This window comes from Azospirillum sp. TSO22-1 (assembly GCF_003116015.1).
Classification (GTDB): Bacteria; Pseudomonadota; Alphaproteobacteria; order Azospirillales; family Azospirillaceae; genus Azospirillum.
In genome coordinates this window covers 19,775-39,037 of record NZ_LGQZ01000011.1, presented here as the reverse complement: position 1 = coordinate 39,037, position 19,263 = coordinate 19,775, and the positions used below count along the sequence as shown (strand labels likewise).

Here is a 19,263-nt window from a genome sequence, read left to right as displayed (position 1 = left end):
CGCCGCTACTTCGGCCGGCGCTCGGTCAGGAAGGACGAGGACACCCAGCCCACCGGACGGCCGTTGCGGGCGATGCGCACCCAGCCCTCCTCCGGCGCCTTGTCGGGCAGCACCTGCGCCGCCTCGCCCTCCTCCAGCGTGTCGAGCACCGTGCCCTTCCGGCTCGGCGTGGCGCGGATGTAGATGCCTTCCTTGGCGTAGACGGTGCGGGTGGCGGGCTTCCTGTCCGCGGGCTTGGCGGGCTCCGGCTTCGGCGCCTCGGCGACGGCCTTCGGCTTGGCCGCGGGTGCCGGCGGGGGGGCGGCGGGAGCGGCCGGAGTGGTGGTCGGGGCCGCGGCGGCAATGGCCGGCGCCTCGCCGGGAACCACGACCGGCGACAGCGGCGGCGCCACCGCCGGCAGCGGCTGCAGCACCGCCACGCCGGCCGGCGCGCGGCCCTTCGGCTCGGCGTGCACCGGGGTCGCCTTGGGCAGCACGGCGGCGGGCGGCGGGCGCGGGGTCAGCCGGTCGGCCGGTGCCTGCGCTGTCTGCGCCCGCACCGTCGCAGCGGGCAGGGCCAGCAGCGCCAGGGTGAGCAGCAGGGCTTGCCGGCGCATCGCGCGTCAGTCCAGCGTGACGCGCGCGACCAGCGTCGGCAGCGTCTGGCAGCGGTACAGACCGTCGAGCGTGCGATGCTCGGTCAGGCGCAGGGTCAGGCTGCAGCCGTAGGTGTTCACCGTCAGCTCGGTCTGCGCCAGCGTGCCGACCGCCACCGCGGGCGCGGCGATGGTGTAGCCGGGCGCCCCCATCTTGCCCTGCAAGGCGCCGTTGACGGCGGCGAAGCCCTCCACCTCGATGGTCAGCGGACCCAGGTTGCGCAGCACGGTGTCGCTGTTGGGGTCTTCCTTGGTGGCGTAGAGCAGCACCGGGATGGTCTTGCGCCGGGCGATCCAGTCCTTCAGCGCCAGGTTGGCCAGCACCGGGTCGCGGCTCTGCAGCGCCGCCTCCACCGCGAACTGGCGCAGCGCCGGATCGTTGCCGCCCAGCACCGCCTCGTACACCGCGACGCGCGTCCCCCGGTCGCCGGACAGCAGGCGGTTGCGCACCTCGCCGATCAGCGCGGCGCGCGCCTCCACGGCTTGGCGTTCGCCGGCGAGGCGTTCGGTCTCGGCCTCGGCCACCGCGCGCTGCTCGGTCAGCAGCTCCTCCTCGCGCTGGCGGCGGGCCTGCTCGTCGGCGAGGCGCTGCTTGGCCTCGGCGTCCAGCTTGGCGCGCACCGCCTTGGCCTCCTCGGACCCGACCACCACCACCTTGCCCGGCAGTTCCTCGGCCGGCTTGCCCAGGCTGTCGAGCACCTCCGGGTTCTGCAGTTCCAGCTTCACGGCCAAGCTGCCGTCGCGCGCCTTGGCGGTGGTGGCGATGCCGGTCAGCACCTTCTCGGCCCCGGCCTCGGCCACCGGAAGGACGAAGGCGTAGGGGCCGTCCCGGCCGTCCACCACGTAGGTCGGCTTGGCGAGCTTGAGGCGCGCCGCGACGCGCAGCGGCCCGGTCGCCGATTCGGGCGGTTCCAGCATCACCGCGTCGACCCGCCAGGAGGGCGGCACCTGCCGCGCGACCTCGTGCCGCACCGTGTCGGCCAGGGGGGATGCGGCGGGGGTCGGTGCCGGCGCCGGATCGGCGCCCTGCGACGGTCCAGCCAGCGTCAGCCCGATACCCAACGCCACCACCCAAGGCGCCGTCATCCGCCACGCCGCCGGTCGCGCCATCACCCACCTCGTTCCGTTGCCGCGCAAGGCTTTTTCGCCCGCCCACCCATCATCAAAAGCGGTACCGCGAAGCGGTGCGGAAGGGAAGCGGCTTTTCGACCGGCACCGCTCCGGATCCGGCCCAGCCGCATACTCGGATATGTTGCGCGCGCCGCAGTGCTCCGGATGGGGTCAGGATCGGGGCGTCATCGACGCGACCGGCGGTCGAAAATGACCCAGGAGCACACACGCCCACTTGCATTCCGATCATACAAATGGATGTATAGGGGCTGCGGGTGGAGCCCGCGTGGGAACAGGAGAGGCTCAAGGCACGATGGCGGAAGCGGAGGGCTGGAAGGACAAGCCGGGCTTGGTCTGCCGCAACGTGACCGTCAGCGGCCGGCGGACGAGCCTGCGCATGGAGCCGCTGCTCTGGGACTCCCTGAAGGACATCTGCGATCGTGAGAGCTGCACGCTCAACGAGCTGTGCACCATGATCGACCGGCGGCGCGGCGACGCGAACCTCACTGCCTCGATCCGCGTCTTCATCGTCAGCTATTTCCGCTCGGCGGTGCCCAAGCAGCCGACCGGCTTCGGGGAGGCGAGCGAGGTCAAGCCGTCGTCCCGCCTGCGCCGCGCCCTGCAGGACGCCATCCCGCTGGACGATTAGAGCAGATCGCGGACGGACCGAAGGTCCGGGAGCGTGAATCTGCTCGTCTTATCGAAAACTCAGAGCGTGTCCCGGTTCGGCGCGAACCGGGACACGCTCTGACCGGCGCCCGAGTCGACGGGGGCGCGGTCCGCATCATCCCGGCTTGCGGCTGAGGCGGGGTTCGCCGAACAGGTAGCCCTGGCCGAAATCGACGCCGAGGTCGAGCAGCTCGATCAGCTGGTTCTCGGTCTCGATCTTCTCGACGATCACGTCGATCTCGTGCTCCTTGCAGCGCTTCAGCAGGCCGGGCGCGCGGGCGCGGGCGTCGGGGGCCAGCAGGCGGGCGCAGTCCAGCTTCAGATAGCGGAAGTCGTTGCGGGCCAGCGCGTCCACGTCCACCGCCGCGACGTCGCCGACCTGGTCCATGGAAAAGCGGAAGCCGAGCCGCGCCAGCTGCGACAGGATCGCCTGGGTCACCGCCTGCCCGGCCCGCATGTCGTCCTGGCCCAGCTCGAACACCAGCTTCGGCACCAGCGTCTGGTTCTGCGCCATGAACTCCAGGAACTGCTTCATGAACTCCGCATCGCCGATGGTGGCCGGCGAGATGTTGGAGAAGAAGCCGATCTGGTGCTGGCGCCGCTCGGTCTCGCGGATCAGCTGGATGCAGCGGACCAGCAGCAGGTTGTCGATGGTGGCGATCAGCCCCTCGCGCTCGGCGATGGCGAGGTAGCGGTCGGGCTTGATGGTGGCGCCGTCGCTGGCCCGCACGCGCGAGAACACCTCGTAGAAGCGGTGGCGGCGCTGCGGCAGGCTGACGATGGGCTGGAGATAGATGTCGATGCGGTCGGCGCGCAGCGCGTCGCGCACCGTTTCCAGCACGCGGGCGTCGTCCAGGTCGCCGGACGACGGCGGCACCGCCGCCACCTGCGGCGCCTGCGGCAGCACCGCGCCGCCGCTCTCCACCGTGGGCCGCGCCTTCGGCGGCGCCCCGGCGGTGGCCGGCGGCACCGGGGGACGGGGCGGGGGGCGCTTCTCCTGCAACCGGCCGACCAGCGATTGCAGCAGCTTCACCTCCTGCATCACCGTGTCGTAGCCGGCGACGCCGCCCAGCTGGCGCACCCGCTCCATGTCGGTGCGGATGGTGTCCATCTCGGCGTGCTGGCGGGTCAGCTCCTCGTTCAGCGTGCCCATCGCCTCGAGCATGCGGGTGAAGCGCTTGTTCAGCGTGCGCTCGCGGTCGAAGCGGGTGATCACCTCGTGCACGAGGACGCCGGCCAGCACCACCATGCCGCCGGCCATCCAGGCGACCAGCGGGTCCGTCTCCGGCCGCAGGAACGGCAGCACCGCGCCCACCGACACGCCGGCGACGATGTAGGCGAGCGCGTAGACGATGTGGGTCAGGAGCGTCATGGCCCCAGAGTGGAACAGCAGGGTTACCGCTTCGTCAATTCCGTTCCCACCGCGCCAGTCCCTACGGCATCGGCCACGCTGGTGAAGCCGTCCGCCTTCAGCCGCGCCGCGAGGTCGCGCTTGATCGACCGCACCAGCGCCGGACCGCCGTAGACCAGCGCCGAGTAGAGCTGCACCAGCGAGGCGCCGGCGCGGATCTTGGCGTAGGCGTCGTCGCCCGACGCGATGCCGCCGACGCCGACGATCGGCAGCTTGCCGCCGGTCAGCCCGTACATCTCCCGCAGCACCTGGGTGGACGGGCCGAACAGCGGCTTGCCGGACAGGCCGCCGGCCTCGCCCCTGAAGCGCTCGGGGATGGAGTCCGGCCGCGCGATGGTGGTGTTGGAGACGACGAGGCCGTCGATGCCCGAGTCCAGCGCCACCGCGGCGATGTCCGCCTTGTCCTCATCGGTGAGGTCCGGGGCGATCTTCAGCAGCAGCGGCGGCGCCTTCGCGAGATTGCACGCGGCGCGCGCGTCGAGCACGCGGCCCAACAGCGTGCGCAACGGCTCGCGCCCCTGCAGCGCGCGCAGGCCCGGCGTGTTCGGCGAGGAGACGTTGACCACCAGATAGTCGGCGAACGGCGCCAGCCGGCGCACGCCCAGCACGTAGTCGTCGGCGGCCTCCGCCGTGTCCTTGTTCTTGCCCAGGTTGGCGCCGGCGATGCCCGGTGCGCGGTCCGGGTTGCCGCGGCGGTCCTCGAAGCGGCGGGCGAATTGCTCCAGCCCGCCGTTGTTGAAGCCCATGCGATTGATCACCGCGCCCTGCCCGGTCAGGCGGAACAGGCGCGGCTTGGGGTTGCCGGGCTGCGGGCGCGGCGTGACGCTGCCCGCCTCGACGAAGCCGAAGCCCATGCGCAGCATCGGGTCCACCACCTCGGCGTTCTTGTCGAAGCCGGCGGCTAGGCCCACGGGGTTGGCGAAGTCCAGGCCCCAGACGCGCGTTTTGAGGATCGGGTCGTCCAGCTCGCGGTCGACCGGACCGAAACCGGTGGCCAGCGACAGGACGGTCAGGGTGTGCGCCGTCTCCGGGTCGAAAGAGCGCAGGATGCGGCCGGCGATGGGGAAGAGGTCGATCACGGTGCGGACTCGTCGAAGACGTGCGGCGGGAAGATGTGGCGGCCGTCGGCGCCCAGCGGCAGCGGGTCGGCGCGCAGCACCGCCGGCACCGGCAGCGCGGCGTAGAGGTGCGGGAACAGCTGGCCGCCGCGCGACGGCTCCCACCACAGATCCTCGCCCAGCGCGTCGGCGTCCACCGTCAGCAGCACCAGCCCGTCCTGGCCGGCGCGGTGCTTGGCGGCGCTCTCCACCACCTGGGCGGCGGTCGAGAAATGGATGAAGCCGTCCGCGGCGTCCTGCGAGGAGCCCGGATAGGAGCCGGATTCCATCGCCTGCCGCCATTCCTCGGCCCGGCACATGTGATAGATGATTCGCTCGGTCATACGATTTCCCTCGGTCGGGCCGGCGCGGACCTTACCCGAAAGGCCTGGCCCCGGCCAGGGGGGCGGCGGTGTGCTTTGCAAAATGCGACGCGCGCAACAAATGCGATGCAGCATTTTGCAGATATGTCGCGCCCGCCGTCGCGACGCGTCACTGGGATACCACCGCCAATTCAACAATTTCCGGCGCTTTCCGGAATGGTTGCAGCCCGGCGGCGGTTGGCACCGCGCTTGCTGTGTGTCCGGCATCTTTCTGGAGGACCGGACATGAACGCGATTTCGGGCATTGTGGCTAAGGACCGTGCGCTGACCAGCGAGTCGCTGACGGGCCTGCTGGGCCAAGCCGAGCCGACCAGCGCCACCGTTCCGCTGAAGCCGTCCGCCGCCATGCTGGCCGCCGGCGCCCGGGCCGGCGGCGTGTCGGTCGAAGCCGCCTGGAAGATCTATCTGGCGATGATCAAGGCCGCGGAGTGAAGGCGCCTTTGTGCCACGATCACTCTGTCGTGGTGTAGAAGAGGTGCCGGCCGATCTCGGCGCTGGGGGTGTGTCCCGCCGCCCAGTCGGGATGCAGGCCGAGGGCATGGTAGTGGGTGGCGCCGCCGGTCGGGTCGGGCAGCAGCCCGGCCACCGCGCGCCGCGCCACGCGCAGGCAGGTGGCGAACACCGGGTCGGCCGCCGTCACCGCCAGCAGCTGCGGCCGGTTCGGGTCGTCGGCGTTCCAGCAACTGAACTGGTAGGGCTTGCGGCAGACCGCGACGACGCTGCCGCCCCACCAGAAGCCGCCGCGCCGCTCCGCCGCGCGCACGCGGTTGACGATGACGGCGGCGACCGCCTCGATGCCGCGCACCGGCTCGCCACGCGCCTCGCCCCACAGGGTGCGGGCCAGGGTGTCGACCGCCTCCTCGCCGGTGCCGCCGGGGGTGGGCGGGGCCGGAGCCCTGGCGGCGTCGGCGACGGGGATCAGGGTCGGGCGGCTCATCGCGCACCGCCGTCGGCGCAGGCGCGCTCCAGCTTGTGTTCGATGCGCAGCAGGTGGTCGGTGAGGCGCTTTTCCACGTCCTTCAGCGTGCTCACCGAGACGTAGGTCTTGGCGACCTCCAGCTTGTAGGCGGCGAGGCTTTCGCGCACCTGGGCGCCGGCGGTCTCGGCGCGCTGGCGCAGCGCCTCCACCGCGTCCTGTGCCTCCTTGCGCAGCCGCACGATCAGCCAGAACAGGCCGCCCATGACCGGCAGCTCGACGGCCGTGATCCACCAGACCACGTCGAGGGTCTCATGCATGATGCTCTCCGATGTCGGGGTACGAAAAGGGGGCGTCAGACCGCGAACTCGCTCGGCGCCACGAGCGGGCCGGGGCGCCAGTCGGGGCGATGGGCGGGCGGCGGGGCCGGGCCAACGCGCAGCGGTTCGGACAGGATGCAGCCGGCCACCGCGTCCAGCGCGTCGTCGTGCCCGCGCTGGCGGCCGGTCGGGCGCCACTCGCGCATCTCGCGCACGAAGGGCGTGTCCCAGACGCCGGCGTGGGCGAAGATGCGGCCGCCGGCGAGGCGGGCGTCGAACGCCTCGATGATGCGGCTGGCCTTCGAGCGCTTGGAGTTCTCGCGCGTCACCGCGGCGCCGATCCGCATGAGCTTCAGCTGCTTCTCCAGCTCCGCCGGCAGGAAGGCGCCGAGGCCGTTGCCCTCCACCCGCACGCCGGGCAGGTGCAGGTCGCGCAGGAAGCGGGCGACCTGCCGGCACTGCTGCTCCGCCTCGGTCGCCGGGTCGTCGGGATCGACGCCCAGGTAGAGCACGCGGTGCAGGTAGAGGTTGCCGTCGTTGTCCGAGAACACCGCCGCCACCACGCTGTCGTCGCCGCCCGTGCGGCCGTCCTCGTCGGTGCGCAGCAGCGCCGGATCCCACCACGCGCTGGCCGACACCAGCCGCACGCCGTTCAGCGTCAGCAGCGTGTCGTTCTGCGCGGCGTGCAGCACCAGTTCGCCCTCGTAGCGGCGCAGGTCGTCGGGGTTGAGCCGCGTCGCCGTCGCCGGCATCGGGCGCAGCATCATCTGGCTCTCGAACTTGGCGTGGCCGGAGCGCTTGCGGATGCGGGCGACGTGCTCCTGCGGGAAGCGTTGGGGCCAGGCGCTCCGGCCGCTGCGGTCGAGCACCGGCAGGGTCAGGCGGCGGAACCCCTCCAGGAACGGCAGCGCCTCGCCGGCCTCGGCGCGCGGATCGGTGGCGTAGATGGTGTAGTAGCTGTGCGGCGTGCCGACGTAGAGCTGCACGCCATCCGGCACCATCAGATAGTCGATCTCGCGCAGGGCTTCGCGCAGCTCCTCGCGCTTGGGGGCGGTGTCGGCGTTCTTCGGCACCTCGACGTCGTCGCAGATCACCACATCCGCGCGGGTGCCCGTGATGTTGCCGTCAATGCCCGCCGCCAGCACGGAGGGGTCGCGCAGCTCCAGGCTCCGCACCACGGTGAACTGGTCGGACGCCCACTGGTCGCGTTCCCTCGGCTTCATGCCCTGGGTCAGCGGGTGGCGCTCGATGATGCGCTTGACGTTGCGCACCATCTTCTTGGCCAGCCGCAGGTCGGCGGCCAGCACCAGCAGGCGGCGGTTCGGGTCGGTGCGCAGCAGCCACGCGGCGAACAGGCCGACCAGCGTCGACTTGCCGGCCCCGCGGAACGCCATCAGCAGCAGGCGCCGGTCGCCACCGCCGACGCGAGCCGCCAGCCAGCGCACGATCGTCCGATGGTGGCGCGGCGTGCCCTGGCCTTGCAGGCCGTTCCAGGCGTCGACGAAGTCGCGGAACGTCAAAGGCGGTTCCGTCACGGGTTGCGCCCGATGATGTGCCACCCCGCCCCGTTCGACATGACGGTGACGGCGTGGCCGAAACCGGTCAGCGGGATCGCCTCGTTGTCGGGGCCGCCGCCGCCCTGCTTGGTGACGGTCACGGCGCGGCCGGACTGGTCGGCCTTCTTGATGGTCACCGTGCGGCCCACCGCGTGCGCCGCGCTGGGGGCGGGCAGCCGCACCTCGACGGCGCCGCCCCAGGCGCTGACCAGATAGAGGCCGCGCGTCAGGTCGGGCTCGAACAGGCCGGGGGTCTCGGTGTAGGCGGCGTTGCCGGGCAGGCTGTTGCCGGCGACGATCCACCAGCCCGCTCCGTTCGAGACCACGGTCACGAAATCGTAGCGGCTGCCCAGCACCACGCTGCGGCCGTCCGGCCCGGCGCCGCCGGCCTCGGTGATGGTCACCGGGTTGGCCGAGGCGTCGGTCTTCTTGATGGTCACCGCGTGGCCGTTGGCGGATCCGGCGCCGGGCAGCCGCGCCTCCACCGCCCCGCCGTAGGAACTCAGCAGATAGACCGAGCTGGTCAGGTCCAGCTCCACCAGCCCGCCGGCGTCGGGCTCGACGTATTCGGTGTCGTAGCGCAGCGCCTCGACCACCAGTTGGCTGACGCGGGTGGTGGCGAGGCGGTTCTTCTCCGGATAGCCGGCGTTGTGCGCGGTGTAGCGCCCGCCCGACAGGTCCTGGATCGCCGGCCCGGCGCTGGCCGAGAACAGGTTGACGATGCCGGTCTCCACCGAGCCGGCCTCCAGCACCACGTTGGGCACGCCGCCCAGCGTCTCGCAGTAGAGGTTGACGATCAGGTTCTTGTCGGTGTCGGCGCCGACCCGGAAGCAGGAGTGCGCCATGGTCGACAGGTTGGCCTCGCAGTCGACGAAGGCGTTGTTGTACTTGCCGTGCTCGACGTAGAAGCCGCTTCCCGAAATGGGCGCCGACAGCGAGTAGACGCGCACGCAGTGGAAGCGGTTGGCGTTCGGCGAGTCCCCCGCCCCGCTCCTGGTCAGCCAGACGCCATGGATCGACGGCCGGGCGACCAGCACGCGGGCGATGTTGTTCCAGTAGGTCGGCCGGTCGGGCGAATTGTAGCCGTCGAGGATCAGTCCATAGACGGACTCCCACACCGTGAGGTCGCTGAGGACGTTCTGCACGCACGGCCCGTCGCGGCCGAACAGCCGCACGCCGGCCAGCCCCTTCTCCAGCCGCAGGTCGCGCAGCGTGGCGTAGCCGTCCGGCAGGTGCACGAGGTCGAAGCCGTTGCCCGCCCCCCGCAGGATCGACGACTGGCCGGCGCCGGACAGCGTCTTGCCATAGGGCACGGTGATGGTGTTGCTGACGCGGTAGGCGCCGGGAGGTAGGAACACCGCCTGGGCGGAGGTCAGCGCCGCCTGGATCGCCACGGTGTCGTCCACCGTGCCGTCGCCGACCGCACCGAAATCCTTGGCCGAGACGGCGTCGCCCAGCTTCTCGCGGATCGGCCGCGGCACGGCGCCGGAGCCGCCGGGAACGTAGGTGGACAGCGCCTCCTCGTCCACCGGCAGGCGGACGGTGGGGTTGCCGGTGCTGTCGAACGCGAGCAGCTTGCCGGCCCGGGTGGCGCGGCCGGGCAGCACCGGGCTGGCCGGCAGATCGGTGTCGGCGTAGCGCAGCATCAGCTCCTGGTCGCCGGAGACCTGCTGCAGGCCGGCGGTCAGCACGTCGAACTCCTTGTTCAGCGTGCTGGCGGGCAGCGGGCCGCTCTCCAGGAAGTCGCTGGTGCGCTCGATCGGCACGCGGCGGCGCAGCGTGACGGACGTGCCGGAGGCGGGCGGCGCGGCGAAGGTCACCGTGCCGCCGGCGGTAGCCCCGGCACCGGCCACCGTGTAGCCGGTGGACTGCAACGCCACGCCGAGGAACACCTGGAGGTCGGCGGCGGCGAAGATCGGGAACGGGAAGGCGAAGGCCGCCACCGCGCCGTCGGCGACGTACTGCACGCGCGGCGTGCCGCGCGGAATCTGGATGGTCGTGGGCATGGGGGCTCCCAAGGGTCGAGTTCAGTCACCCACCCTCTTCATCGTCATGCCCGGGACAAGCCCGGGCATGACGAATTGAAAAGCGCAAGGCGTGTCGGAGGCGACCGCCGTCAGAAGAACTTGCTCATGAAGTCCAGCCGCTGCTTCTGCGCCAGCTGGGCCTGTTCGAGCAGGTTGCGGCGCCGGGTGTTGTCCAGCTCCTGCTGGATCGCCTGGCGCTTCAACCGGTCGGCCTGGGCGGCGGCGCCGCTCTCCGCCTCGGTGTCGCCGACCAGGCCGAGCAGGATCGCCTCGCCCGAGCCGTCGGCGGCGCTCACCCCCTGGCCGCCGAGGTCGGCGCGGGTGCGGCCCACGGCGCGGCGCAGCGCGTCGCGGCGGCGGCGTTCGTCCTCGGCCGACTGCTGCGCGATGGTGGCGACGCGGGTCCGTGCATCGGCGTCGGCGGCCTGCAACTCGGCGTCCCGGCGGGCGCGCAGCTGGCTCGCCTCGAGGTTCTGCGACTGCGTGAGCCACGCCATGTCGGCGTTGCGCTGCGCGGCCTGCTGCGCGGCCGCCTCGGCCTGGGCCTGGCGTTCGCGCTCCTGGTCCTCGCGGCGCAGCTGGTCTTCGCGCTGCCATTGCAGCTGCCGCTCGCGTTCGGCCTGCTGCTGCGCCTCCAGGCGGGCCTGCCGCTCCTCGGCGTAGCGGCGTTCCAGCTGCTGCTGCTCGTAGGCGCGGTCGGCGGCGTCGCTCTGCGCCTTGTACTGGTAGTCCGCCGCGTTGGTCTGCGTGCGGTATTGCTGCTGCTGGTAGTTGGTCAGCGCGGACGTGGCCACGGGCACGGCGGCGCTGACGACGGAGCTGAGTGCGCCCATCAGTCGTTCACCTTCAAGGACATGGTGACGGAAAGCAGGGTGCAGGGAAGCGGCGCGTCCTGCTCGATCCGCCACAGGGGTTTGTCGTTGTCGCGCCGCCAGCCCAGCGCGCGCATCCGGCGGTCGCCGGAGACGCGCGGCGGCGGCGAACCGCTTGCGGGCTGCGGGCCGAGGCGGTGCAGCGGCATGTCGAAGAGGCCGCGGCCGAGATCGACGCGCAGCGCCGCGGTATCCTCCAGCTTGAAGCCGACCTCCACCAGCCGGACGAAGTCGCCGTCCGCCACCTGCCCCAGCAGGTTGGCCGGCAGCGGCTCGACCACGTGGGTGTAGGTCAGCCCGGCCTCGACCTCCTTGGCCGGCGACTCCAGGGTGATGCGGCCGGTGACCACGGTGGCCTCGCCGCGCACCGTCCCGTCGGCCAGCACGGCGACCCGCCGCCCCTCCAGGTGGCCGAGGCCGGACCACGTGGAGACCGCCGCGCCGCTGCTGCCGACCAGCGCGGAGTCGGTGTTGAGCGTGTCGTCGAAGCGCTCGACGGTCCAGGTGCCGGCGCGGTCCACCAGCACGTAGACGTCGTCGCCCACCACAGCGACGGAGCGCACGGCGCCGTCCGTCGCCAGCCGGGTCCAGGCGGTGACCTGCTCGGCCCGATAGACGGTCAGCGCGCCGATGGAGCCGTCCTCCATCACCACGAACAGCAGCCGGCGGCGCTTGTCGAAATCCTGGTCGCGCGGGCTCTGCACGATGTGCCGGGCGAGCAGCGCCAGGTCGTTGGCCTGATAGGCCGCCTCGGTGTCGGTGTAGAGGAACTCGCGGATCTCCTTGCCGTTGCGCGAGACGAACAGGGTGGCACCGTCCACGTCGCGCGGCATGATGGTGCGGTCGATGGGCGAGCCGATGCGCGTCTGCCGGTTCAGCTGGATGGCGCGCGGCGTCAGCGGGTCGCCGGTCACCATGTACTCCGCACCCGAGGTGAAGAGCTGCAGGTGGCGGCCGGAGAACACCGCGCGGATGGCGTTCACCTGATCGGACAGCAGGCCGAACTCGATGGCCTCGTCGTCCTGGCCGGTGCCGAGGTCGAAGTTCCACAGGTCGGCCGAGCGCGACAGCCACAACCGGTTCGGCAGGTCGCGCGCGCCGCCGATGACCAGCCGGTCCTGGTGGAACGCCGCGCTCACCGGCCAGCCGCGGCGCGGGCTGAACGCCTGCTCGTCCCAGTTCACGGTGGCGGTGGTGTTCGGCAGCTCCTCCTTCACCGTCGCCTGCGCCGAGGTGGCGGAGGCGACGCCGGTGACCACCAGCTGCTTGCCCTTGATGCGGATGCGCGTGCCCTCGTGCAGCGGATCGAACACCGGGGCGGACGCGGTGACGGTGACGGCGCCCGTGGTGCCGCTGGGGGTCAGCGTCACCTCGCTGTCGGCGAAGCGGTAGAACGGCAGGCGCACCGCCTCGTCCTCCGCCACGTAGGCCCAGTCCGACAGTGTCCACGCATCCGCCCCGGTGCGCGTCAGCTTGCGCGGCGGCACGTCGGGGTGGCAGACCAGCAACGTGTCGGCGCTCTGCGTCCAGGCGATCTGCCTCAGCTGCGCCTCGCTCCACGGGGCGTCCACCGTGGCGACGCGGGCATCGTCGCGGTAGACGTCGATCTTGCCGGCGGAGAAGGCCAGCAGGTAGGTCTGCTCGGTGTTGAACTCGAACGCCACCAGCCGGCCGGCGCCGCGCGCCGTATCGACGAACGCAAGGCCGGAGCGCCGGGTGATGCCGCCGGTCGGGTGGATGAAGACGTTGCGCAGCGTCAGCGCCCCGTTGTCGTAGGCGCGCAGGTCCTTGCGGCCGAGCAGGCGGCGCGAGATCTCGCCCGCCGTGAAGTTGGTCTTCACCTGTCGGACCCGGCTCATGACCCGCGCGCCTCGATCAGGGAGAAGTCCTCGAAGCCCGGCTGCACGTCCTGCTGCGCATCGATCAGCCGGGCGCGGCGGAACTCCGCCTCGGCCAGCTGGTGCAGGCCGTCGGCGCGCGACGAGTTCTCGGTCAGCGGGATGCAGAACTCGGCCGCCAAGCGCGCGATCAGCGCTTGGTCGAAGAAGGCCGGGAAGTCCTCCTCCGCCGGGCGGTACACGTAGGTCAGCACGACCGACGAGGACGCGGCGTGCAGCGCCCGGCCGGAAATGCGGTAGTCCAGCCCGCGCCCGCGGCTGGCCGCACCGGCCGACAGCGCGCGCAGGAAGTCCGCCGGCAGCTGGAAGGCGTGGGCGTAGTCGGCCACCGGTTCGGTGGCGAGGCGGGGCAGCGCGGCCTGCGCGGTGGCGAAGCTCCAGGCGCGGGCCGAGAGCAGCGCGTCGCGGGTCGGCGCGTAGAGGGCGGCGGCCACTTCCGCCTCGGCCGTGCCCTCGTCGAAGGATGTCAGCGGCGTGGCGCCGATCTTCAGCAGCGCCCGGCTGCACAGCCCGATCGCGGTGAGTGCCATGGGGAGTCCTCGGATCTCTGTCCCTCCCCCGCCCCCGGCGGGGGAGGGAGGGACCCGCGAAGCGGGAGGGTGGGGGCTACGGCTTATCCCGCAGGCCGCTGCCCCCACCCACCCCAGGCTTCGCCTGGGACCCCTCCCTCCCCCCGCGGAGCGTGGGGAGGGCTTGATTGCGCTCAGTCGCTGTTCGTCGTCCCGAAGGCGGTCAGATTCGTCGCGTCCACGGTGCCGCCGGCGTTGCTGGCGATCACCAGCACACCCGATCCGCCACCCGCGTTGGCGAGGACCATGTCGCCGACGCGCAGCATGTCGGCCGCACCGTTGAAGTAGCCGCTGCCGTCCACCGCCGTCGCGGCGTCGGGCGTGGTGTAGTGCCAGAGCGTGAAGCCGTTGGCGTAGGCGAGGACGCTCAGGTCCTTGGAAAGGAAGGCCATGGGGAATCTCCTGGGAAAGGTCAGGGCATCGGGGCGCCCCCGCCGCCGGACCGGAGTATCGGTCCGCATGCGGTCAGGGGCGCCCGCCGTCGGTCAGCCTGCGGTACGCCCCTATTCGAGGCAGCGCAGGGTGACGACTCCGCCCTGGTCGATCAGGCAGGCACCCTGGCTCATCATGTTGTTGACGAAGTGCGCGGCGCGGTCGCCGTGCCAGGTGATGTCGGTCTTCACGTCGGCCCCGGCGGCGTGGCCGACCGCGGTCTTGTGGTACCAATGGCAGAGCCGCACGCTGCCGCTCAGCGTCAGGCCGGAATGCGGCACCCACAGCGTGCCCAGCCAGCGCTTGGCCTGGGTGCCGCGCCACGGCAACTCGTCGGGGCCGACGTAGTCGCTGCTGGCGAACTCGTCGATGCCCAGCAGCTGGCTCCACTGCTTCCAGCCGACCACGGCGTAGCGCTGGCCGTCGTCCGGCACGTCGGCGGCGCCCAGCAGCTCGAACGCCTCCAGCACCTTGCCCTTGGTCAGGCCGTCGGCGGCGGTGCCGGCAAAGACGGTGGACTTGTCCAGCTCGGCGATGACCAGTTCGTCGGTCTTGCGGCCCAGCGCATAGGCGCCGGCGTTGGCGATGACCTGCCGCTCGTCGATGTTGGTCTTCAGCTCATCCAGCTTGTCGACCCAGTCGCCGGCGTAGTAGTCGGCGAGCAGGCACTCCACCGGCTCGTGGTCGAGGTTCATGACCGGCACCGTGCCGTGCCGCGCCTTCACCATGGCGGTGCCCTTGCCGACCTTCTGGAAGACGGTCGAGGCACCCTGGACGTTGTTCTTGCTGCGCACCGTGTTGCGCAGCTTGGAGCCCATGCGCTGGTAGGACTCGTGGACTTCGCGCTCGAACTGCTTGACGAAAGCCTGGGCGACCGATGTGGACATAGGAATACGCTCCTTCCGGACGAAGAGGAATGGAAGTGTCGGGAGGTGCGCACCCGCCCCATCGGTTGTCGGCGCGCGTGGGCCCACGCGCCCGGCCGCGGGCGTGCGCAAAAAGAAAAGGCCGGCCGGGCCCTTGCGGGTTGTCCAGCCGGCCTTTCCCAGGGTGCATCGGGGGATGCGGAAGCGTCGCGGACCGGGGTGGAGGGGAGACGCACCTCGGGCCTTGACGAGAACATATATAGAACTAGCGGCGCTTCGCGTCAAGGAAAAAATTCCAAGACCGCCGGATGCGATGTCACGGGTAGCCCAATAGGATTCCTCGCGCGTTGCGGTTATGCTGGTGCCCGGCGCCCCCGCCCTCATTCGCCAGACCCATGGCACCGGCCTCATGAACCGCCGCCGTCCCCTCATCCTGCTGGTCCTGGCCGCGCTGCTGCCGCTGGTCGTGCTGTCGGCCGCGCTCAGCACCGCCTGGCTGCTGCACGAGCAGGACGAGATGCGCGACGACGCCTTCGAGCAGGTGGACCGCATGGCCGCCCTGCTTGACCGCGAACTGGCGGCGCAAGTCGAGGTGCTGCGGGCGGTGGCGCAGTCGCCGATGCTCGACGGGGACGTCGACCAAGCGGCGTTCGCCAAGCTGGCCGAGCGGATTCGCCAGGACCGCCCGCTATGGCGCGTGCTCAGCCTCAGCGACCCGGACGGCAACCGGCTGGTCGACGTCCCCGTGGTGATCGGCAACGGCCCGGGCAAGGTGATCGAGCCGGACAGCCACGCCCGCGTCGTGCAGACCCGCCGCCCGACGATCGGCCACATCCTGCGCGGGCCGAAAAACCTCGCCTTCGCCATCCGCGTGCCGGTGCTGCGCGGCGGTCGGGTGCCCTACGTCTTGTCGGCGGTGGTAATGCCGGACGGCGTGCGCGGACTGCTGGATTATGGCCTGCCGCCGGGCTGGATCGCCGCGGTGGTCGATGCCGAGGGGTTCGTGGTGGCGACCAGCCGCGGCGGCAACCCCGACCGCATCGGCCGCAAGGCCAGCGACGGCGCCCTGGCGGCGCGGGCAGCAGCCGCCAAGGGGCTGTACGACGGCCCGAGCACCATCGAGGGCCACGCCACCAAGGTCGCCTACCGCGTGCTGCCCGACAGCTTCTGGTCGGTGCACGTCGGCATCCCGCGCGACATGTACACGGCGCCGTTCGTCCGCTCGGTGTGGCTGCTGGCCGGCGGCTCGGTGCTCAGCCTGCTGCTGGTCGCCAGTTTCCTGTGGGTGCTGGCGCGCGAGATGCACACCCGCCGCGCCGAGGAGACGGCACTGGAGGAAGGCCGCCGCATGGAGGCGCTGGGCCGCATGACCGGCGGCGTCGCGCACGACTTCAACAACCTGCTGATGATCGCCCAGGGCGGCGCCGAGTCCATCCGGAACCGGCCGCACGACACCGAGCGGGTGGTGCGCTACGCCGACGCCATCCTCGCCACCGTGCAGCGCGGCGAGGCGCTGACCCGCCAGTTGCTCGCCTTCGCCCGGCGCAGCCCGCAGGAACCGGTCAGCTTCCTGCTGCAGGACCGGGCGGACGAGCTGCTGACGCTGCTCTCCCGTTCGACCCGCGGCGACATCGCCGTCACGCTGGCGGTTCCGGCCGAGGTCTGGCCGATCTTCGCCGACCCCGACGGGCTGGAGGTGGCGCTGGTCAACCTGGCGGTGAACGCCCGCGACGCCATGCCCGGCGGCGGCCGGCTGGACATCGGCGCCGAGAACGTCACCCTGACCGCCGGACGCAGCGGCGGCCCTGGTCTCGGTGGCGACTACGTGGCGGTGCGCGTGCGCGACACCGGCACCGGCATCCGCGCCGAGGACCTCGGCCACATCTTCGAGCCGTTCTACACCACCAAGGCGGTCGGCAAGGGCACCGGCCTGGGCCTCAGCCAGGTGATGGGCTACGCCCGGCAGTCGGGTGGCGCGGTGACGGCGGACAGCCGGCTGGGCGAGGGCACCACCTTCACGCTCTACCTGCCGCGCGCCGTGCAGCCGCCGGTCCGGCCGGTACGGCGCACCGCGGAGGCTATGGCCGACGCCGCCGGCCGCATCCTGCTGGTCGAGGACAACCCCGACGTCGCCCGCACCACCGAGGACATGCTGACCGCCGCCGGCCACCGCGTCTCCTGGGTGCCGAGCGGCCCGGCGGCGCTGGCGCGGATCGACGCCGGCGAGGCGTTCGACGCCGTGCTCTCGGACATCGTCATGGAAGGCGGCCTGTCCGGCCTGGAACTGGCGCAACGCCTGCGCGAGCGCCGGCCGGCGCTGCCCATCGTGCTGATGACCGGCTACAGCGAGGCGCTGGCCGCTGGCGTGCCGGGCGGCCTGCCGGTGCTCGGCAAGCCCTTCGGGCAGGCGGAGGTGCTGGCGGCGTTGCGGTCCGCACGGGCGGGCGCGGAACCGGAGGCGGTGGGGACCCTGTAGCGCGGGACGGGCTTACGCCGTCCGCTTCAGCCGCACCGCCAGCAGCTCGGCGGCTTCCGCGGCCGGGACCGGGCGGCCGGTCAGCCAGCCCTGCACGGTCAGGCAGTTGTGATGGCGCAGGAAGGCCGCCTGTTCCGGCCGCTCGACGCCTTCGGCGACCACGTCCAGGTCCAGCATGTCCGCCATGGCGATGATGGTGGAGACGATGCCGCAGTCCTCGCGCCCGCCCGGCACCCCGGCGACGAAGGAGCGGTCGATCTTCAGCGTGCTCAGGGGCAGCCGCTTCAGGTAGCTGAGCGAGGAGTAGCCGGTGCCGAAGTCGTCCACCGCCACCCGGATGCCCACCGCCTTGAGGCCGGCCAGCACCGACAGCGCGTGGTCGATGTCCTGCACCACGGCGCCCTCGGTGATCTCGATCTCGATCAGCCCCGGCGGCAGGCCGTGGCGGGCGATCGTGGCGAGGAAATCCACCGCCGTGCGCTGGCGCAGCTGGCGCGGCGAGATGTTGACCGCCACCGGCACCGGCTCCAGCCCGCGCTCCAGCCACGCGCGCTGCTGCCGGCAGGCCTCCTCCAGCACCCAGTCGCCGAGCGGGACGATGAAGCCGGTCTCCTCGGCCACCGGGATGAATTCGCCGGGCGACACCACGCCATGCCCCGGCCGCTCCCAGCGCAGCAGCGCCTCGAAGCCCTCCAGCGCATGGTCGGCCAGCGACACCTTGGGCTGGTAGACCAGCCGGAACTCGCCCGCCGCCAGCGCCGCGCGCAGGTCGCGGTCCAGCGCCAGATGACGGCGCGCCTGGTCGGCCATCTCGCGCCGGAAGAAGGCCCAGCGCCGGCCGCCCTGCCGCTTGGCGGCGTACAGCGCGGTGTCGGCGGCGCGCATCAGCTCGGCCGCGTCGTCGGCGTGGTCGGGGAACAGCGCGATGCCGATGGAGGGACGCACATAGTGCTCGGCCCCGTCCAGGTCGACCGGGTCGTCGAACGCCGCCAGCACGGTGCGGGCGAGGGCGGCGGCGTGCTCGGGCTCCGGCAGGTGGTCGAGCAGCACGGCGAAGTCGTCGGTGCCGATGCGCCCCACCACGTCGATGCCGGGCACCGCGGCCTGGATGCGCGCCGCCACCTCGATCAGCAGCCGCTCGCCGGCCTGATGGCCCAGCGTGTCGGTGATCAGCTTGAAGCGCGACAGGTCGAGGCACAGCACGCCGAAGCGCGTGCCGGCGCGCCGCGCCTCCTCCACCGCCGCCTCCAGCAGCGATTCGACCATCGCCCGGTTGGGCAGGCCGGTCACCCGGTCGCGGGTGGCGAGGCGCAGCAGTTCGCGCTCGTGCCTGAGGCGCTGGGTGACGTCGGCCAGCACGGCGATGGTGCTGCGCCGCCCGTGCACGTCGAGGCAGGAGATCGCCAGCGACGCCTCGATCCGCACCCCGGCGCGCTCGACGCCCAGCGCCGGCTCCTGCACCGAGGCGCCGTCGCGCATCCCGGCGACGAGCAGCGCCGCCACCCGTCCGCGCTCGGCCTCGGCGAACAGCGCGGCGAACGGCGCGCCGTCGAGGTCGGGACGGCCGAACAGGGACTCCGCGGCGGGGTTGTGCTCCTCGACGGTGCCGTCGTCGGCGACCAGCACGATGGCCTCGCCGACGTTGCGCATGATGCCGGTCAGCCGCTCGTCATGGTCGATCAGCCGCGCCATGCGCTCGGCCAGCAGCCCCGACGCCGGCCACGCCAGGGCCAGCGCGCCGGCCGCGAAGATGAGGAACGGGAAAAGGCCGAGCTGCAACAGCACATAGGCCGGGACCGCCGCCGCGAGGCAGCCGAACAGGCTGAACAGAGTCAGCCAGCGGATCTTCCGACGCAGAACCATGCACCGCCGCGGGGGACCAGTTAGCTTCCTGTAACGGAAACTGCCGCTTTCGTTTCAAATTAGCAACATCGAATCTTGGAACCCCCACCCTAACCCTCCCCCGCTGGGCGGGGGAGGGGATTCAGGCGCCTTCCACTCCCTCCCCCGCCCAGCGGGGGAGGGT

General features: G+C 71.9%; 18 protein-coding genes. 3 read left to right on the top strand and 15 right to left on the bottom strand.

Annotated elements, in window-relative coordinates:
• Positions 1–5: 5 nt before the first annotated feature.
• Both TSO221_RS03135 and TSO221_RS03130 read right to left on the bottom strand, forming a co-directional pair.
• Positions 6–596, bottom strand: coding sequence for an SH3 domain-containing protein (locus tag TSO221_RS03135; RefSeq protein ID WP_109117028.1), 591 nt, complete (start codon positions 594–596; stop codon positions 6–8).
• Positions 597–602: 6 nt separating this feature from the next.
• On the bottom strand, positions 603–1,745 hold the full coding sequence (locus TSO221_RS03130) for a hypothetical protein (RefSeq protein ID WP_146208688.1): 1,143 nt from the start codon (positions 1,743–1,745) through the stop codon (positions 603–605).
• Between the two features lie 313 nt (positions 1,746–2,058).
• On the opposite strand from TSO221_RS03130, the gene TSO221_RS03125 reads away from it, so the two are divergent.
• A complete protein-coding gene (locus TSO221_RS03125) occupies positions 2,059–2,394 on the top strand; it encodes a ribbon-helix-helix domain-containing protein (RefSeq protein ID WP_109117026.1) in 336 nt (111 codons plus the stop codon).
• 135 nt (positions 2,395–2,529) lie between these two features.
• Here TSO221_RS03125 and TSO221_RS03120 read toward each other — a convergent pair whose 3' ends face one another.
• The 3 genes from TSO221_RS03120 to TSO221_RS03110 are packed head-to-tail and all read right to left on the bottom strand — an operon-like array spanning position 2,530 to position 5,266.
• A complete protein-coding gene (locus tag TSO221_RS03120; RefSeq protein ID WP_109117025.1) occupies positions 2,530–3,786 on the bottom strand; it encodes an EAL domain-containing protein in 1,257 nt (418 codons plus the stop codon).
• A gap of 23 nt (positions 3,787–3,809) precedes the next feature.
• Entirely contained in the window at positions 3,810–4,904 is a 1,095-nt protein-coding gene (locus TSO221_RS03115) for a quinone-dependent dihydroorotate dehydrogenase (RefSeq protein WP_109117024.1), read from the bottom strand.
• Positions 4,901–5,266: a DUF952 domain-containing protein gene (locus TSO221_RS03110; RefSeq protein WP_109117023.1), complete on the bottom strand. Its 366-nt coding sequence runs from the start codon at positions 5,264–5,266 to the stop codon at positions 4,901–4,903. The genes TSO221_RS03115 and TSO221_RS03110 overlap by 4 nt, the downstream gene beginning before the upstream one ends.
• Positions 5,267–5,530: 264 nt before the next feature.
• On the opposite strand from TSO221_RS03110, the gene TSO221_RS03105 reads away from it, so the two are divergent.
• Entirely contained in the window at positions 5,531–5,737 is a 207-nt protein-coding gene (locus TSO221_RS03105; RefSeq protein WP_109117022.1) for a hypothetical protein, read from the top strand.
• A gap of 19 nt (positions 5,738–5,756) precedes the next feature.
• Here the strand turns inward: TSO221_RS03105 and TSO221_RS03100 are convergent, their stop codons facing one another.
• The 9 genes from TSO221_RS03100 to TSO221_RS03060 all read right to left on the bottom strand — a co-directional run bounded on the left by TSO221_RS03100 (position 5,757) and on the right by TSO221_RS03060 (position 14,782).
• A complete protein-coding gene (locus TSO221_RS03100) occupies positions 5,757–6,242 on the bottom strand; it encodes a cell wall hydrolase (protein ID WP_109117021.1) in 486 nt (161 codons plus the stop codon).
• The gene (locus tag TSO221_RS03095; protein WP_109117020.1) at positions 6,239–6,541 is read right to left on the bottom strand and encodes a hypothetical protein; all 303 of its coding nucleotides are present in this window, start codon (positions 6,539–6,541) and stop codon (positions 6,239–6,241) included. The genes TSO221_RS03100 and TSO221_RS03095 overlap by 4 nt, the downstream gene beginning before the upstream one ends.
• Positions 6,542–6,576: 35 nt before the next feature.
• Positions 6,577–8,061 carry a phage terminase large subunit gene (gene terL, locus TSO221_RS03090; protein WP_109117019.1) on the bottom strand — a complete coding sequence of 495 codons (1,485 nt, stop codon included), beginning with the start codon at positions 8,059–8,061 and terminating at the stop codon, positions 6,577–6,579.
• Positions 8,062–8,072: 11 nt separating this feature from the next.
• Positions 8,073–10,103, bottom strand: a complete 2,031-nt coding sequence (locus TSO221_RS03085) for a glycosyl hydrolase family 28-related protein (RefSeq protein ID WP_109117018.1) — start codon at positions 10,101–10,103, stop codon at positions 8,073–8,075.
• A 110-nt stretch (positions 10,104–10,213) separates the two neighbouring features.
• Complete coding sequence (locus tag TSO221_RS03080) at positions 10,214–10,957, bottom strand: hypothetical protein (RefSeq protein ID WP_109117017.1); 744 nt, start codon at positions 10,955–10,957, stop codon at positions 10,214–10,216.
• Positions 10,957–12,855, bottom strand: a complete 1,899-nt coding sequence (locus tag TSO221_RS03075) for a hypothetical protein (RefSeq protein WP_109117016.1) — start codon at positions 12,853–12,855, stop codon at positions 10,957–10,959. Before TSO221_RS03075 ends, TSO221_RS03080 begins: the two co-directional genes overlap by 1 nt.
• Positions 12,852–13,424 (bottom strand): hypothetical protein, encoded by a 573-nt coding sequence (locus TSO221_RS03070; protein ID WP_109117015.1) that lies wholly within the window; start codon positions 13,422–13,424, stop codon positions 12,852–12,854. The genes TSO221_RS03075 and TSO221_RS03070 overlap by 4 nt, the downstream gene beginning before the upstream one ends.
• Positions 13,425–13,597: 173 nt before the next feature.
• Positions 13,598–13,855 (bottom strand): hypothetical protein, encoded by a 258-nt coding sequence (locus TSO221_RS03065; protein ID WP_109117014.1) that lies wholly within the window; start codon positions 13,853–13,855, stop codon positions 13,598–13,600.
• A 111-nt stretch (positions 13,856–13,966) separates the two neighbouring features.
• Positions 13,967–14,782 carry a phage capsid protein gene (locus TSO221_RS03060; RefSeq protein ID WP_109117013.1) on the bottom strand — a complete coding sequence of 272 codons (816 nt, stop codon included), beginning with the start codon at positions 14,780–14,782 and terminating at the stop codon, positions 13,967–13,969.
• Between the two features lie 340 nt (positions 14,783–15,122).
• Between TSO221_RS03060 and TSO221_RS03055 the strand changes: the two genes are divergently transcribed.
• Entirely contained in the window at positions 15,123–17,237 is a 2,115-nt protein-coding gene (locus TSO221_RS03055) for an ATP-binding protein (protein WP_146208687.1), read from the top strand.
• A gap of 12 nt (positions 17,238–17,249) precedes the next feature.
• Here the strand turns inward: TSO221_RS03055 and TSO221_RS03050 are convergent, their stop codons facing one another.
• Positions 17,250–19,100: an EAL domain-containing protein gene (locus TSO221_RS03050; RefSeq protein WP_109117011.1), complete on the bottom strand. Its 1,851-nt coding sequence runs from the start codon at positions 19,098–19,100 to the stop codon at positions 17,250–17,252.
• Positions 19,101–19,263 lie beyond the last annotated feature (163 nt).

Bases quoted from the DNA above. Each gene is read 5' to 3' on its own strand.
- TSO221_RS03110 (WP_109117023.1), bottom strand. From the start codon at position 5,266: ATGACCGAGCGAATCATCTATCACATGTGCCGGGCCGAGGAATGGCGG.
- TSO221_RS03065 (WP_109117014.1), bottom strand. From the start codon at position 13,855: ATGGCCTTCCTTTCCAAGGACCTGAGCGTCCTCGCCTACGCCAACGGC.
- TSO221_RS03120 (WP_109117025.1), bottom strand. From the start codon at position 3,786: ATGACGCTCCTGACCCACATCGTCTACGCGCTCGCCTACATCGTCGCC.
- TSO221_RS03085 (WP_109117018.1), bottom strand. From the start codon at position 10,103: ATGCCCACGACCATCCAGATTCCGCGCGGCACGCCGCGCGTGCAGTAC.
- TSO221_RS03075 (WP_109117016.1), bottom strand. From the start codon at position 12,855: ATGAGCCGGGTCCGACAGGTGAAGACCAACTTCACGGCGGGCGAGATC.
- TSO221_RS03095 (WP_109117020.1), bottom strand. From the start codon at position 6,541: ATGCATGAGACCCTCGACGTGGTCTGGTGGATCACGGCCGTCGAGCTG.
- TSO221_RS03100 (WP_109117021.1), bottom strand. From the start codon at position 6,242: ATGAGCCGCCCGACCCTGATCCCCGTCGCCGACGCCGCCAGGGCTCCG.
- TSO221_RS03130 (WP_146208688.1), bottom strand. From the start codon at position 1,745: ATGGCGCGACCGGCGGCGTGGCGGATGACGGCGCCTTGGGTGGTGGCG.
- TSO221_RS03050 (WP_109117011.1), bottom strand. From the start codon at position 19,100: ATGGTTCTGCGTCGGAAGATCCGCTGGCTGACTCTGTTCAGCCTGTTC.
- TSO221_RS03105 (WP_109117022.1), top strand. From the start codon at position 5,531: ATGAACGCGATTTCGGGCATTGTGGCTAAGGACCGTGCGCTGACCAGC.
- TSO221_RS03125 (WP_109117026.1), top strand. From the start codon at position 2,059: ATGGCGGAAGCGGAGGGCTGGAAGGACAAGCCGGGCTTGGTCTGCCGC.
- TSO221_RS03135 (WP_109117028.1), bottom strand. From the start codon at position 596: ATGCGCCGGCAAGCCCTGCTGCTCACCCTGGCGCTGCTGGCCCTGCCC.
- TSO221_RS03070 (WP_109117015.1), bottom strand. From the start codon at position 13,424: ATGGCACTCACCGCGATCGGGCTGTGCAGCCGGGCGCTGCTGAAGATC.
- TSO221_RS03080 (WP_109117017.1), bottom strand. From the start codon at position 10,957: ATGGGCGCACTCAGCTCCGTCGTCAGCGCCGCCGTGCCCGTGGCCACG.
- TSO221_RS03060 (WP_109117013.1), bottom strand. From the start codon at position 14,782: ATGTCCACATCGGTCGCCCAGGCTTTCGTCAAGCAGTTCGAGCGCGAA.